We start from the raw sequence: 14,218 nt of genomic DNA, 5'->3' as shown, positions 1-14,218 counted from the left end.
TATGGAACGAAACGAACGAGTCATGGAACTGCTGCGGCAGATGATCGCTATCGACAGCGAGACCGATACGGACAAGGAACGGGATATGGAACGATACCTGCAGAAAACCCTGTCGGAGATGGAACACGTGACGAGCGGCATGATTCACATTCCCGACGACGTGCACGACCGCTCCGTCGTGTACGGCTTTGTGCAGGGACGCAAAAAGGACACGGTGATCTTCTTAAATCATCACGACGTCGTCGGCGTAGACCCGTACGGCATCCTGCGCGACGAGGCCTTTTCTCCCGACGTGCTGCTGGATGATTTGCTGAAATACGAGACGAACGAAGAGGTCCTTTGCGATTTGCAGAGCGGCCAATGGCTCGTCGGCCGCGGCTCCTGCGACATGAAGGGCGGCGCGGCGGCCCAGCTGGCCGTCTTTGAAGCCTATGCGGCTCATCCGGGCGACGCCAGCTTGCTGTACATTTCCCTGCCTGACGAGGAATCCTATTCGGCGGGGATGCGGGCCGCCGTCACGGTCCTGAAGGAGCTGCGCGCGTCTTACGGCTTGACGTACCGGGTACTGGTCAACAGCGAGCCGAATGAAATGGCCGACGGCAAGCTCGTGTCGTATACGGGTTCCGTAGGCAAGCTCCTGCCCGTCGTCGTCGTACAGGGGAAATCGGTCCATATTGGAAATTACCAGCAAGGCGTCAATCCCATCGGCGTCATGTCCCAGATCATCGCCGAAACGGAGGGCGACATGTCCCTGGCCGATTCGTGGGGCGAAGAATCGACGCCGCCGCCGGCGTGGATTTACCTCCGCGACCGCAAGGAGCATTACGACGTGTCGCTGCCTCAGCGGGCTGCAGCCTGCGCTAATTTCATGACCTACCAGAAGACGCCGGAAGATGTTATGTACCTGCTGATGAACGCGGCCCGCCACGCCGTGGAAAAGATGCTGAGCCGCGTCGATTCTGCTCAGTCTATGGAAGTCATCAGCGGGGCGGAGCTGCTCAAGCGGGCCTCGGTCTATCCGGGCTTCGACGTATTCTATGAGACCGTCAAGAACAACTGCTTTGTGGCCCTGCAGAAGGGGGAAAGCACCTACGCCCAGGAAACGATACGCCTTATCGAAGAAACTATCAATTTTACGGGCATGACGGAGCCCCTCGTAGTCATCGCCTTCGTGCCGCCTTATTATCCGGCGGCGGACAGCACCATGCTGCAGGACGAACGGTTCGACGGCTTGCTGCGGGAAATCGGCGGGATGACGGATATTACCTTCAAGCACTATTTCAACGGCATATCGGACTGCAGCTACTGCTGCGTCGCCCCCGATTTGAACGAATATATACTGGAAGACAACCTGCTCCTGTGGGGCAAGGCCTACAGCTTCGACTTCTCGGCCATGGCGGAAATGCAGATTCCCTTCATCCTCCTGGGACCGTGGGGAAAAGACCTGCACGAACGGACGGAACGCGTCCACATCGGCAGCGTGTCGAAGGAACTGCCGGCGATTTTGGATGCCATCGTGGAATACGTAGGAAAAACGGCGGAATAAAGGGACTGCGTTTCTGACATAACGCTGCGAAAAAAGTTGCGAATTATTCTTGCTTATATAGGGTAAAACAGGCCTTTCCTCTTGCCAAAAGGCCTGTTTTACGCTATAATAACATAGCTAACTTAATAAAAGTATTGGTGCGTGGTAATCCGCCGGGGCTTGTGCAATGGAAACCTATGAACCTTGTCAGGTCCGAGAGGAAGCAGCAATAAGTAGTCATTTTCATGTGCCACGAGGAAACCTGGCGGGTTATCATACACGAATACTTTTTGGTTGGTAGAAGCAGCGGTTAGCTGCTTTTTTTCATATCTGGAGAGGACGAGACATGGCATATATCGCATTATACCGTAAATGGCGGCCCAAAAGCTTTGAAGACGTCGTCGGCCAGTCCCATATTACGGAAACGCTGCAAAAAGCTATCGATACGGATAAAGTGGCGCATGCCTACTTATTTTCCGGCCCCAGGGGGACGGGCAAGACCAGTACGGCTAAAATCTTCGCCCGGGCCATGAACTGCGTCCACGGCCCGACGTCTCATCCCTGCAACGAATGCGAAATATGCCGCCATATCCTGAGCGGCGAGTCGATGGACGTCGTGGAAATCGACGCCGCGTCCAACCGCAGCATTGAGGACATCCGGACGCTGCGGGAAACGATCAAATTTATGCCTGCCGAAGGCCATAAAAAGATATATATTATTGACGAAGTGCACATGCTGACGACGGAAGCCTTCAACGCCCTGCTGAAAACGCTGGAAGAGCCGCCGTCCCACGTCATATTCATTTTGGCGACGACGGAGCCGGAACGGATTCCCATGACGATATTGTCGCGGTGCCAGCGGTATGAATTCCGCCGTATTACCAGCGCCGACATCGCCGCCCGGCTGATGTACGTGGCAGAGCAGGAGCATATCGGCCTGACGAAGGGAGCCGCCCATATCTTGGCCGTCCAGGCCGACGGCGGCATGCGCGACGCCTTGAGCATGCTGGACCAGTGCGTTGGCAACGCCGACGGGCAGATCGACGAGAGCCTCGTTCGGGATTTGCTGGGACTCATCGGCAGGGACTGGCTGTTTTCCCTGTCTGACGCCGTGTTTCAGGGGCGGGGAAGCGTCGTCATCAAAGCAGTGGACGATGTGATCCGCATGGGCAAGGAGCCGCAGATCATCCTGACGGAGCTGGTGGAACACCTGCGGGCTATCATGCTGTACCAGGCCGATCCCCATACGGATACGCTGGCTGCCTACGCCGACTCGCTGCCCCAGCTGGCAAAGCAGGCCGGGAGCGTGGCGGCGGAGCAGGTCTTCGCCGTATTGAACGTCCTGCAGCAGGCCATGCTGACGGCGAAGAATTCGCCGGCGCCGCGGGTCGCCGTGGAAATGGGGCTGCTCATGGCCAGCCGGCCTATGCCTGCGGCGGGAGCCGTTTCGCCAGTGGGGCCGAGCGCTGTTATCCCCGACGGGATATTGGACCGCTTGCTGAAGCTGGAGCAGGCCGTCTTTCACGGCGGCGCTATTCCTGGAAAGGGCGAGCCGGCGAAGAAAAAGGAATATATTCCCTTGCCGGAAGAAGACGGCATGCCCGGCGTCATGGACGAAGAATCCGTGCTCTTTCCCGACGACGAATATACGGCGCCGCCGCAGGAACCGGCTGCGCCTTCGATACAGGAGAGTTTGCCGCCTAAGCTGGCCGACAGAGATGTTGTTATTGAGCCGGAACGGCGGCAGGAACGGCCGCAGCCCCCTGCGCCGGCGGCAGCACAGCCGGCAGCGCCTTCTCCTTCCGGTGCGTCTTCCGTCGTGCCGTCGGCGGAATACCAGCGGATCTGGCAGCAGGTGTGCGATATCTTGGGCAAGAAGCTGAAAAAGCCCGGCGTACAGTCCTGCGTCCGGACGGGCCGGGTCCTCTATATCGGCGGCGGCGAGGCCGCCGTAGCGTATAAGACGCCTTTCCTCGTCAAGCGGGCCAATCGGGAAGATTATTTCCGGTTTGTCGACGAGGCGCTGGAAATGGTTCTCGGCGGCTCTTACCACATGAAGGGCTTCCTGGAAGGCTCGCCCGACGTGGCCGAATACGAAAAAAAAAATGCTGAATCAGGTATAACCAGTCGTCCTGCAGAAGAACAGCCTCGTCCTAAAGAGGAGGCGCAGCCTGAGGCGGCTGCCAGTGTTTCCGACGAGGCTTCCCGTCCGCAGCCGCCTGTTTCGGCAGAACCGCCGTCCCTGCGGCCGGTACTGCCGGAAGAGATGACCGCCGCGGACCGGGCTTTGCTGGAACCGTTGCTCAAAACGGTAGGAGACTGTAATATATACATAGAAGATAAACCATAATTTCAAAATCAGGAGGAATTACAAATGTTTGGTGGAAATATGCAAGGCATGATGAAGAAAGTACAGAAGATGCAGAAGGAAATGAAGAAGCTTCAGGACGACTTGAAAAAACGCACTGTAGAAGCGACGGTCGGCGGCGGCGTGCTGACCTTGGTCATGAACGGCGAAAAGAACGTCGAAAGTGTTCATATCGACCCGAGCATTATCGACCCGGAAGATTCGGAAATGTTGGAAGACCTCATCGTAGCAGCTGTCAACGAAGCCAATAAGAAGGTCGACGAAATGATGGCTCAGGAAATGAGCAAGATTACCGGCGGCATGCACTTGCCGGGGATGTTCTGATGGATACGCCCTTAGACCGGCTGACAGAGCAATTTCGCCGTCTGCCGGGCATCGGCATCAAGACGGCGCGCAAGCTGGCCTATTACATGGTCCAGCAGCCGCAGGAGCAGGTCGACGCCTTTATCAGCGCTGTCCGCAGCGCGAAGGAAACCATGTGCTTCTGCTCCGTCTGTTTTAATTTAGCTTCTCAGGACCCCTGCCCGATTTGCAGCGACGAAACGCGGGACCGCTCGACGATCTGCGTCGTCGAAACGCCGCAGGACGTCATGGCTATCGAGCGCAGCGGCGATTACCGCGGGCTGTATCACGTGCTCCACGGCGCCCTGTCGCCCCTGGACGGCGTCGGCGTCGACGATTTGCGCATTAAGGAGCTGCTGCAGCGCCTGAGCGATACGGACGTCAAGGAAATCATCATCGCGACGGACCCCGACGTAGAAGGCGAAGCGACTGCCTTGTACCTGGCCCGCCTCCTGAAGACGGCGGGAATCAAGGTGACGCGCATCGCCAGAGGCCTTCCCATGGGCGGCGACATCGAGTACGCCGACGAGGCGACCCTGGCCGGCGCCGTGGCGAACCGTCAGGAAATGTGAGGTAGGAACTGATGGACCTTATGTGGATTGCTATAGGCGTCGCAGCCTTATTTTTGCTGAATAAGCTGATTTTGGCTCCCTTCCGCAAGCTCATCGTCAATATTGCCGTGGGCTTGCTTGCCTTATATCTCATTAATTCTTACGGATATATGATTGGGTTGGAAGCTGTGCCTATTACGATTGTGACCGGCATTATTATCGGCATTCTCGGACTGCCCGGCGTAGTGCTGGTAACGCTGTATTATACAATGTTTTAATATAAATGGAGATGGCCTGCAGTGAATGTAAAAAAATGGATCGCCATAGCCCTTGCCGCCGCCATGACGGCCGCCGTGCTTTCGGGTTGCGGCAGCAGCGTTTCAACGGAAACGGAGACCGTTTCCAAGACGGAACATCCCGTCGCCCTGACGCTGGACGCGAATATTACGGCCCTTCATATGACGACGATCGTTCCTAAACTTTCCGGTAAAATCGTATCGGCTCCGCTGACAAAGGGGCAGGAAATACAATCCGGAGAAATCGTCGTCCAAATCGATACGGCCCCGTATGAGCAGAGCGTCAGCGCGGCCGAATCGGAGCTGATTGCGGCGACGTCTGCCGCGGCTGCGGCGCCGGCCTATACGCCCTCGGCCGGCGACAGCCAGCGCCGGGTGGAACTGAAAGCCTGGTACGACATGGGAGCCTTATCCCGCGTCGAATACAATCAAATGATGTCGCAGACGGCGGCCCCTCAGGCCAGCGCTCCTTCCGTAGACAGCGGGCGCATCGCCCAGCTGCAGCAAAATCTGCAGGCTGCCCGCGATATGCTGAGCAACGCTACGATCTATTCGCCGATTAACGGGCGCATTACGGCTGTAGCGGAAAACCCGTCTGTGGCTGTCGCCGGAAACGTGCTGGCTACGATTCAGCAGATGACGCCGCTGGTGGCGACCTTCGCCGTGCCGGAGATGTACGTGCAGGCCCTGCAGGCCGCTAAACAGGCCGGTACGCTGCAAGTATCGGTCATCGCGCCGTCGGGCGAATCGCAGGCCGGCGAGCTGACCTATTTGGCGACGGAGAAAGACCCGTCGACAGGGGCGTATACGGCGAAAATAACCTTTAACAACGACAAGGATTTATTTTTGCCCGGTGAATTTTATCATATCCGCATATCGACGCCGCAGGAAGTATCGCAGATTACCGTGCCGAAGACGGCCGTGCGGACTAAGGACAGCGGCGATTTCGTCTATATCGTCAATGAAAACGGGCTGGCCGACGCCCGGTCTGTTTTGACCGGCGACGAAGAAGAAGGCCGCGTCGTCATTTTAGACGGACTGAAGGAAGGGGACAAGGTCATCGTCGATCCGCCCGATTCGTTGGAAATCGGCATGAAAGTGAATTCGTAAGCCTAAGGGGGAACAGGTGAGGCGCAATGAAGGAAGAAGGAATGGAACGACACAATAGTTTATTGAAGTCGCTCGAAAAAAGTTTAGACGTCCTCGATATCTTTGTCGAGTGCAATACAGGGATGAATTTGAAGGATATCGCCGCCCGAACGAATCTGAACACGTCCACGGCCTTTCGTATCGTCAATACGCTGGAACGCCGTCAGTATTTGACGCGCGACGACATATCGAAGCAGTACCGGCTGGGACCGAGAGCGTTGGCGCTGGGGTATTCTTCCCACTGGACGGAAAATGTCATGACGCTGGTTAAGCCCTATTTGCGGCGGCTCCAGCAGATGTTCAACGAAACGGCCAGCGTATACATCGCCGAAGGGGACAGCCGCATTTGTCTGGACCACGTGGAAAGCACCCACTCGCTGCGCCGGGTTATTCCCATAGGCGAGTCTCTGCCGCTGTATAAAGGCGCTGCCGGCAAGGTGCTGCTGGCCTGGGCTCCTAAGGAAGAGCGCAACCGCATGATCGTCCAGTACGGCCATTTATCGGAAGAGGAGTTTGCCTCTATCCGGCACAACGGCTACGCCATTACGCAGGATGAAAGCGAGCACGGCCTCTTTGCCTTGTCGGTGCCGATCTTCAATTTTGAAGAGCAGGTCATCGCCTCGCTGACTATTGCCGGGCCGACGATGCGGTTTTACGATTCTATCCGGCAGAAAATGCTCTTTACCATGAGCCAATATGCCTATGAAATTTCCTATTCCTTAGGATACAGGAAAAAATGACGGCCTATACGATTTGGACTAAAGCAGAATATCAGGAGCGGGCCAGCGTCGTAGCGCCGAAACTGCTGGGCCAGTATTTGATTCACTGCACGGCGGAGACGACCTATATCGGCCGCATCGTGGAGACGGAGGCCTACGGCGGCTCGTACCGCCGCATGGCCGACGACGGGGCCCACAGCTTCCGCGGGCTGACAAAGCGGACCGAGCCCATGTTTTGCGCCGGCGGCGTTTCTTACGTATATCTTATCTACGGCATGTATCACTGCGTGAACATCGTTACCGGACCGGAAGGCTCGGGACAGGCCGTCCTCATACGGGCCGTCGAGCCCGTAGCCGGTATAGAACATATGTTGGAAAACCGCCGCATGCAGGCCGTAAAGCCGGCAGTCAGCAACGGCCCGGGCAAGCTGTGCCGGGCCATGGATATTACGCTGGCTCAAAACCGATTGGATTTGTGCGGCTCCGAGCTGTATATCGCCCGTCCTGCAGAGCAGCCGCGGTTTGCCGTCGTGCGCACGACGCGGATCAACATCGACTACGCCGTCAAGGGAAAACAATTTCCCTGGCGTTTTTATATAAAAGATAATCCATACGTTTCTATGCGATAAGAGATAGATAGGGGGAATTACTATTATTTCGTTCAGAGAATTCCGATTGGAAGACAAGCAAATTATTGATGACTATTTTCATCAACAAAGATACGAACAGGCCGACGCGTCCTTTATGAACCTGTTTGCCTGGCAGTACCCGTATGAAATCCAGTGGGCAGAGGAAGACAACGTATTGTACATCCGCTCCGGCCGCGGCAAGAAGCAGTTCTGGCTGCCTCCCTTTACCCGTCATGACGGCAGCTTTACGAAGGGCATCCTGCGCATGCACGAATGGTTCGACCAGCACGGCTATCCCTTCCTCATGAAGGGCGTCACGCCGGAGGCGGCGGAACGCATCCGCGCTCTTTGTCCGGACTGCTATAACTTCACGCCGGACCGGGACAATTACGAATACGTCTACTTGACGCAGAACCTCATCAACCTGTCTGGCAAAAAATACCGGCAGAAAAAGAATAACCTCAACCACTTCCGCAATCAGTATATCGGCAACTGGGAATACGTTCCCATTACGGAAGAAATCTTCGACGAATGCCTCGCGGCGGAAGAAAATTGGTATGATAAGCACGAAGGATTTGAAGACGACGAAGAACTCCAGGGCGAACGCCAGGCCATTGAAACGGTATTCAACAACTGGGGCATTCTCCAGCCGACAGGCGGCGCTATCCGCATGTACAACAAAATTGTAGCCTTTTCTATCGGTGAAATGCTGAACGACGATACGGCTATCATTCACTACGAAAAGAGCGACCCGACGATTCGCGGCTTGTACCAGGCCATTAACCATGAATTCGTCGTCCACGCCTGGAGCCATACGACGTATATCAACCGGGAGGAAGACATGGGCCTGCCGGGACTGCGCCAGTCCAAAGAATCCTATAATCCTGTGCGGTATATTGAAAAATTTGAAGTTACCTTGAAGGAGCCGGGAAAATGGACTTCCGATTAGCGAAAGAAGAAGACAGAGATCTGGTTGAAAGCTTATGGGCCTATTGCTTCGAGCCGCGGGAACATCCTTTTTTTCAGTGGTATTTTTCGAAGTTTTATCAGCCGGAAAACGTGCTCATGGGATTTAAGGACGGCGAAATGGCCTGTCTTACCCATTTAAACCCCTATACGCTGCGCCTGCGGGGAGGGGACGTACCGACGTCGTATATTGTCGGCCTGGCGACCCATCCGGCTGCCAGACGAAGCGGCGTAGGCCGGCTGCTGCTGACGGCCGCCCTGAAGGAAATGAAGCGCCGCGGCCATTATATTCATATTCTCATGCCGTCCAAGGCGGGATTTTACCAGCCCTATGGCTATGAGTTGTACTGCCATCAGTGGAAGGAAACGATGCCGCTGGAATCGCTGCGGCCCCTGACGGATCGGACAGTCCGTTTTGCCTTCGTCAACAGCGCCGACCAGTGGCCCTATTTGGCATCCGTGTACGAGGCGTATACGAAACACCTGTCAGGCTACGCCGTCCGCAATGAAGCATCGTGGCGCAGCCACATCGAGGCCCAGCTGGCCGAAGGATATATTGCCGTCGTATTTCATGATGATACGCCGATTGCCTATATGTTTTATCAAATCGGCGAGGGGACGATTACGAGCGGCGAATTTGTCTACGCCACCCTGCAGGGGAAGCGGGGCTTATTAGAATACGTCTACAATCACCGCTCTCAAGGCAGTGAATTTCAATGGAACGAAGGAATTCACGACCAGTCCTATCGCTTCTATCCCGACGGCAAGCAGGGCCATGAAACGATGCCCTTCATGACTTGCCGCATTGTCGACGTCAAGGGCGCACTGGAGCAAGTTTCCTATCCGGAACAGGCTGAAGGGAGCCTTGTCATCCAAACAGAAGATCCCTTAGCCGACTGGAATACCGGTACGTTCCGCCTGACCGTTCGGCAGGGACGCGGCTCTGTAGAACGGACGGAGCAGGAGAAGCCGGACGCCGTCATGCCTGTCGGTACCCTAGCGCTGCTGGTCTTCGGCGCAATGGATCCAGCGGATCTGGCATTCAATGAAAAACTATCCGGCAGCGACAAAGCCTTGCAAACCTTAGGAACGTTTTTCCCGACAGAAAAATGCTACATTAACGAATGGTACTAGACGATGAACAGGTGCGAATGGAAAGCATCAGATAGATACCAGGGAGATTCGCACTCAAACAAGTAATATATTGTCAAAATAGACAGCGATTTTCAGCAAATCAGCTGGATTAAATTGTATCAGCTTCTATATATGCTATGTTTCGGATTAAGAGATACCAAATGTAGCTGTCACCCTCTGCGTGAGGGTGTGGATTGAAATTGATAAAGTTTTACATTCTATGTTTAAGCGATATTGTCACCCTCTGCGTGAGGGTGTGGATTGAAATTGGTTTGCAGGCTGGCGCTGCTTTGTCAAATAGTGTCACCCTCTGCGTGAGGGTGTGGATTGAAATCATGCGGTCAGTGTATTGGTTGCCGACTGGAGAAGTCACCCTCTGCGTGAGGGTGTGGATTGAAATATCTTTCCAGGATGGTAGTGCTTGGCGGATATAAGTCACCCTCTGCGTGAGGGTGTGGATTGAAATAACGTGTCTTTTAGCAACGCCCGCAGGCTGGCCGAGTCACCCTCTGCGTGAGGGTGTGGATTGAAATCGTGGTCTCAGCGGTATCGATAACATGAACTCCGAAGTCACCCTCTGCGTGAGGGTGTGGATTGAAATTTTCACCGGTATCTTTTCTACGCTTCCGTATTTAGTCACCCTCTGCGTGAGGGTGTGGATTGAAATTTCGTCGCTGCGGTATATGCCGCAGGGCTCGTGAGTCACCCTCTGCGTGAGGGTGTGGATTGAAATTTTTCCTGCTGTGGGTCCCAGTGCGGGTCGCGGGGTCACCCTCTGCGTGAGGGTGTGGATTGAAATGTATTTATCACCTCAATTCATAGTATTTCTTACATGTCACCCTCTGCGTGAGGGTGTGGATTGAAATTATTAAGACTTGGCAGCCTATTGATTTCTTTACCGTCACCCTCTGCGTGAGGGTGTGGATTGAAATTCCCACATCTCCTTGGAGACGATGGCCGGCAGTAGTCACCCTCTGCGTGAGGGTGTGGATTGAAATGATGTACCGTTTCGGCTGGCCGTTGACGGTCCGCTGTCACCCTCTGCGTGAGGGTGTGGATTGAAATGGCTATGACTGGGACGAAAAGACGAGGTTCCCCGGTCACCCTCTGCGTGAGGGTGTGGATTGAAATCCAACGGCATGTCCGCTGAGCAGGCACTCGAACTGTCACCCTCTGCGTGAGGGTGTGGATTGAAATTTAATACCTACTACATCTTGACCTGTTAACAAACAGTCACCCTCTGCGTGAGGGTGTGGATTGAAATCACTCGTATTATAGTCTGTACCGCATACAGAATACGTCACCCTCTGCGTGAGGGTGTGGATTGAAATCCTGTGGGCACGGCCGATAAGATCCGCAAAGTATGTCACCCTCTGCGTGAGGGTGTGGATTGAAATACGTCTTCATAGCCCTGTTCGTTCGCAAATTCAAGTCACCCTCTGCGTGAGGGTGTGGATTGAAATAATCCATTTACCCAAACCATCACGAGAGACTACAGTCACCCTCTGCGTGAGGGTGTGGATTGAAATTGCATATTGCGGGGTCATGACGATGCTGTAGTTTGGCACCCTCTGCGTGAGGGTGTGGATTGAAATTTTTGGTCGAGCAGCACCCGATACGGCTCCGTGTCGTCACCCTCTACGTGAGGGTGTGGATTGAAATGTTGACGAGAACAAGCCGCAACGCTTCTTTCTCGGTCACCCTCTGCGTGAGGGTGTGGATTGAAATTCCCACATCAGCAGCCCGATGACGACCAGCAGGGGTCACCCTCCACGTGAGGGTGTGGATTGAAATCATATGACAGCATTAGATGTATTGTCAGTTTTGTCAGTTCAAGGCTAGCAAAATATTATATATAATAAATCAAAATATTATATGTAGATATTTTTTATTAGGTATCTATCTTGAAGGTATGGTATAATCAATCATATAGAAGTGAAACGGAATATATAGGTATAGCTAATTATTTTTTAGGATTGGGACGCTATGGATATTGAATGGGATTTGCTGCTGGCGCATTGGGATGCAGAACTGAAGAAAGGGCAGTATATCAAAGACCATGTGAGGAATACGGCTGAGTATATGGCTCGTATAGGTAAGTCTCTTGGGCTGGAATCTATCTGTATTCTTATCGGCCTTCTTCATGACGCAGGAAAGGTGAATCGTGATTGGCAGAAATATATCCGCGGCGAAGCGGCGTCGGGCGGGGATCACGCTGGCGTCGGAGCTTGGTATGTCCAGCATGTGTTGTATAAATATGTAAATAATTCCGTACCTGCCGATACGTATCGATGGTACGGCATATATAATGAATTTCTCATATATCCTATTCTGGCTCACCATGGATTGTATGATGTGCTCAAGGAAATGGAAGACGGTTCTGTCTGCTGCTGGACAGAAAAGAGGCTGAAAGAAAATGAGCGCCTTATCTTGGCGCATGAAGAGCTGACATCCTTTATCCATGTATTGGACGGTTGGGCTGGAAAATGGTTTAAGACATCCCTTTTTCAGCTGTATCAGAAGGGGTTTGCTGAATGGATGGATTGGCATAAAGCCATCCAGCACATGATTGGGAAATCGGGGAAAGCCGTTATGCAGGACGCAGACAGTCGGCGTCAGGCCAGCTTGTTTTATTTCGGCGCTACTGTACGGCTATTGACAGGCATCTTAAAAGAAGCTGACGTGTATGATTCGGCAAATTGGGCTTTGGAAGAAAGGCAGCAGGTATACAAAGACGAAGAATTAGACGCTGTTTGGCAGCAAATGGGCGATAACGTGGAGCGTTTGTACGACCTGTTTCATAAGGCTGAGAATCCGTCCTTGCTGAATCAGGTACGTACGGCCATGGCCGACGACGCATATGCGGCGGCAGCGGTAACGAAGGATGGCTGTTATAGGCTTCCTATGCCGGTAGGGGCGGGCAAGACGAACGCCTCTCTTCGCTATGCCCTGCATCACGCCCGTACGTTTCACGACCGAAGAATCATATATGCGACGGCGTTTTTGTCCGTGTTGGAGCAAAACGCCAAGGATATTCAGGATATCATCGGAAAGGAACATGTGCTGGAGCATCACAGCAGCGTCGTTGCCGATGACTGCGCGGGAGAAGAGGACGAATACGAAGGCGCCGAATATCTGCGGGAAAGCTGGGAATCGCCGGTTATACTGACGACGCTGGTACAGCTCAGCAATACGCTGTTCAAAGGGCAGTCGGCGTGCTTGAGGCGGTTTTCCAAGCTGATACGCTCCGTCATCATCATCGATGAAATACAGTCTCTCCCAGTGACGTGCGTACATGTGTATAACTTAATGATGAATTTCCTGACCCATATGATGGGCGCGACGATTATTCACTGTACGGCGACTCCGCCGGGCTTGGACGATGAAGGGGCTCTGAACTATCCCTGCATATATGAAAAGGACGAAAAGGGAAGTCCCGTCGCGTTAGTCGACGGGAGTCTCATGGCAGCGCCGGTTTTTGCGCGGGCTCAGTTTTATTCTCTTTTGGGCGAGCGATTTACACAGTTTTTATCTACGGAACAGCTCGTCGCCCATGTCATGATGCAGCTGGAGCAGGAAAAAAGCGCCTTGATTATTGTCAATACGAAAAAGGCCGTACGCAAAGTATACGACGCGATAGCCGATTGGCTCGATGCGCATGACCGGCCTGGGGAATGCTGGTATTTGACGACGAATTTATGCGCGGCCCATCGGCTGGAGCGCATTACGCGCATGAAAGAGGAATTGCAGAAGCTGCGGGAAGGCTCGAGGCAGACGCCGTTGATTTGCGTGAGTACCAATTTAATTGCCGCAGGCGTTAACATTGATTTTGACGTCGTATATCGTTCATTGACCAGCCTGGACGGCGTGCTGCAGGCCGGCGGCCGGTGCAACCGCGATGGAAAACGGAAGATTCCCGGACGGGTCTATTTGTTTATGTATATGGATGAAACGCTGGAAAAGATGCCTGTTTTGCAAAAAGAACGGGAGGCTTCGCTGGAAGCGCTGCGTAAGGTATATGGATCGAAGCGTGAAGAGGAAGCGTTAGATATAGGGGCATGCTTAGACGAATATTTTCGGCGTTTATATCATAAGAATCGGCAAGCGTTGGACTATCCGGTGCAGGACGGCCCGTTTTCCCAGACGCTGCTGCAGATGTTGTCTGAAAATCGGGATATGGCGGCGCAATACCGCATAGGACATCGCTCCTCTGTTCCGTATCTTCTGAGGCAGCGGTTTAAAACGGCGGCGGACGCCTTTCAGCTTATCGATAACAAGGAGAAGACTGTCATCGTTCCGTACAAGAACGAGGAGCTGATAGATGAAGTCTTTGCATTAGTCGGCGACGACGGCCATCCGGACTTTGCCGCGCTGAAGCCTGTGCTGCAGAAGCTGCAGCGATATACCGTCGGCATGTACGATATGAAAGAATACGTGCAGGTCATACCGGAGCTGGGAATATACCTGCTGGATCCAGAAGGATACGACGAAGAGTTTGGCTTGACGAAGGGAGAATGGAGCGAACTCATTTTTTAACTT

The 14,218-nt window shown here is 53.8% G+C and carries 11 protein-coding genes, 1 other RNA gene and 1 CRISPR repeat array; all 12 genes read left to right on the top strand.

The window, feature by feature from the left end:
* The first annotated feature begins 1 nt into the window (after position 1).
* The 12 genes from DKB62_RS06485 (at position 2) to DKB62_RS06430 (ending at position 14,215) form a co-directional block, all read left to right on the top strand.
* On the top strand, positions 2-1,546 hold the full coding sequence (locus DKB62_RS06485; RefSeq protein ID WP_095628957.1) for a M20/M25/M40 family metallo-hydrolase: 1,545 nt from the start codon (positions 2-4) through the stop codon (positions 1,544-1,546).
* A 50-nt stretch (positions 1,547-1,596) separates the two neighbouring features.
* Positions 1,597-1,831, top strand: an RNA gene (gene ffs / locus DKB62_RS06480) — signal recognition particle sRNA large type.
* A gap of 40 nt (positions 1,832-1,871) precedes the next feature.
* The gene (gene dnaX / locus DKB62_RS06475) at positions 1,872-3,875 is read left to right on the top strand and encodes a DNA polymerase III subunit gamma/tau (protein ID WP_107196263.1); all 2,004 of its coding nucleotides are present in this window, start codon (positions 1,872-1,874) and stop codon (positions 3,873-3,875) included.
* Positions 3,876-3,899: 24 nt separating this feature from the next.
* Positions 3,900-4,217: a YbaB/EbfC family nucleoid-associated protein gene (locus tag DKB62_RS06470; protein ID WP_087477809.1), complete on the top strand. Its 318-nt coding sequence runs from the start codon at positions 3,900-3,902 to the stop codon at positions 4,215-4,217.
* A complete protein-coding gene (gene recR, locus DKB62_RS06465; protein WP_107196262.1) occupies positions 4,217-4,807 on the top strand; it encodes a recombination mediator RecR in 591 nt (196 codons plus the stop codon). Before DKB62_RS06470 ends, recR begins: the two co-directional genes overlap by 1 nt.
* 20 nt (positions 4,808-4,827) lie before the next feature.
* Positions 4,828-5,064 carry a pro-sigmaK processing inhibitor BofA family protein gene (locus DKB62_RS06460; protein WP_232818810.1) on the top strand — a complete coding sequence of 79 codons (237 nt, stop codon included), beginning with the start codon at positions 4,828-4,830 and terminating at the stop codon, positions 5,062-5,064.
* 21 nt (positions 5,065-5,085) lie between these two features.
* The gene (locus DKB62_RS06455; protein WP_107196260.1) at positions 5,086-6,192 is read left to right on the top strand and encodes an efflux RND transporter periplasmic adaptor subunit; all 1,107 of its coding nucleotides are present in this window, start codon (positions 5,086-5,088) and stop codon (positions 6,190-6,192) included.
* Positions 6,193-6,218: 26 nt separating this feature from the next.
* Entirely contained in the window at positions 6,219-6,971 is a 753-nt protein-coding gene (locus tag DKB62_RS06450; RefSeq protein WP_095628954.1) for an IclR family transcriptional regulator, read from the top strand.
* Positions 6,968-7,579, top strand: coding sequence for a DNA-3-methyladenine glycosylase (locus tag DKB62_RS06445; RefSeq protein ID WP_107196259.1), 612 nt, complete (start codon positions 6,968-6,970; stop codon positions 7,577-7,579). Before DKB62_RS06450 ends, DKB62_RS06445 begins: the two co-directional genes overlap by 4 nt.
* A 46-nt stretch (positions 7,580-7,625) precedes the next feature.
* A complete protein-coding gene (locus tag DKB62_RS06440; protein WP_255376408.1) occupies positions 7,626-8,528 on the top strand; it encodes a DUF2156 domain-containing protein in 903 nt (300 codons plus the stop codon).
* Complete coding sequence (locus DKB62_RS06435) at positions 8,513-9,679, top strand: GNAT family N-acetyltransferase (RefSeq protein ID WP_107196258.1); 1,167 nt, start codon at positions 8,513-8,515, stop codon at positions 9,677-9,679. Before DKB62_RS06440 ends, DKB62_RS06435 begins: the two co-directional genes overlap by 16 nt.
* A 169-nt stretch (positions 9,680-9,848) precedes the next feature.
* Positions 9,849-11,473: direct repeats of the CRISPR family, unit length 32 nt; unit sequence GTCACCCTCTGCGTGAGGGTGTGGATTGAAAT.
* A 192-nt stretch (positions 11,474-11,665) separates the two neighbouring features.
* Positions 11,666-14,215, top strand: a complete 2,550-nt coding sequence (locus DKB62_RS06430) for a CRISPR-associated endonuclease Cas3'' (RefSeq protein ID WP_107196257.1) — start codon at positions 11,666-11,668, stop codon at positions 14,213-14,215.
* Positions 14,216-14,218 lie beyond the last annotated feature (3 nt).

This window comes from Megasphaera stantonii, from assembly GCF_003367905.1.
GTDB classification, from domain to species: Bacteria; Bacillota; Negativicutes; order Veillonellales; family Megasphaeraceae; genus Megasphaera; species Megasphaera stantonii.
This window is presented reverse-complemented; position numbering and strand designations above follow the sequence as displayed.

Excerpts from the sequence above, each read along its gene's own strand:
- DKB62_RS06485 (WP_095628957.1), top strand. The coding sequence starts at position 2 with ATGGAACGAAACGAACGAGTCATGGAACTGCTGCGGCAGATGATCGCT.
- dnaX (WP_107196263.1), top strand. The coding sequence starts at position 1,872 with ATGGCATATATCGCATTATACCGTAAATGGCGGCCCAAAAGCTTTGAA.
- DKB62_RS06470 (WP_087477809.1), top strand. The coding sequence starts at position 3,900 with ATGTTTGGTGGAAATATGCAAGGCATGATGAAGAAAGTACAGAAGATG.
- recR (WP_107196262.1), top strand. The coding sequence starts at position 4,217 with ATGGATACGCCCTTAGACCGGCTGACAGAGCAATTTCGCCGTCTGCCG.
- DKB62_RS06460 (WP_232818810.1), top strand. The coding sequence starts at position 4,828 with ATGTGGATTGCTATAGGCGTCGCAGCCTTATTTTTGCTGAATAAGCTG.
- DKB62_RS06450 (WP_095628954.1), top strand. The coding sequence starts at position 6,219 with ATGAAGGAAGAAGGAATGGAACGACACAATAGTTTATTGAAGTCGCTC.
- DKB62_RS06445 (WP_107196259.1), top strand. The coding sequence starts at position 6,968 with ATGACGGCCTATACGATTTGGACTAAAGCAGAATATCAGGAGCGGGCC.
- DKB62_RS06435 (WP_107196258.1), top strand. The coding sequence starts at position 8,513 with ATGGACTTCCGATTAGCGAAAGAAGAAGACAGAGATCTGGTTGAAAGC.
- DKB62_RS06430 (WP_107196257.1), top strand. The coding sequence starts at position 11,666 with ATGGATATTGAATGGGATTTGCTGCTGGCGCATTGGGATGCAGAACTG.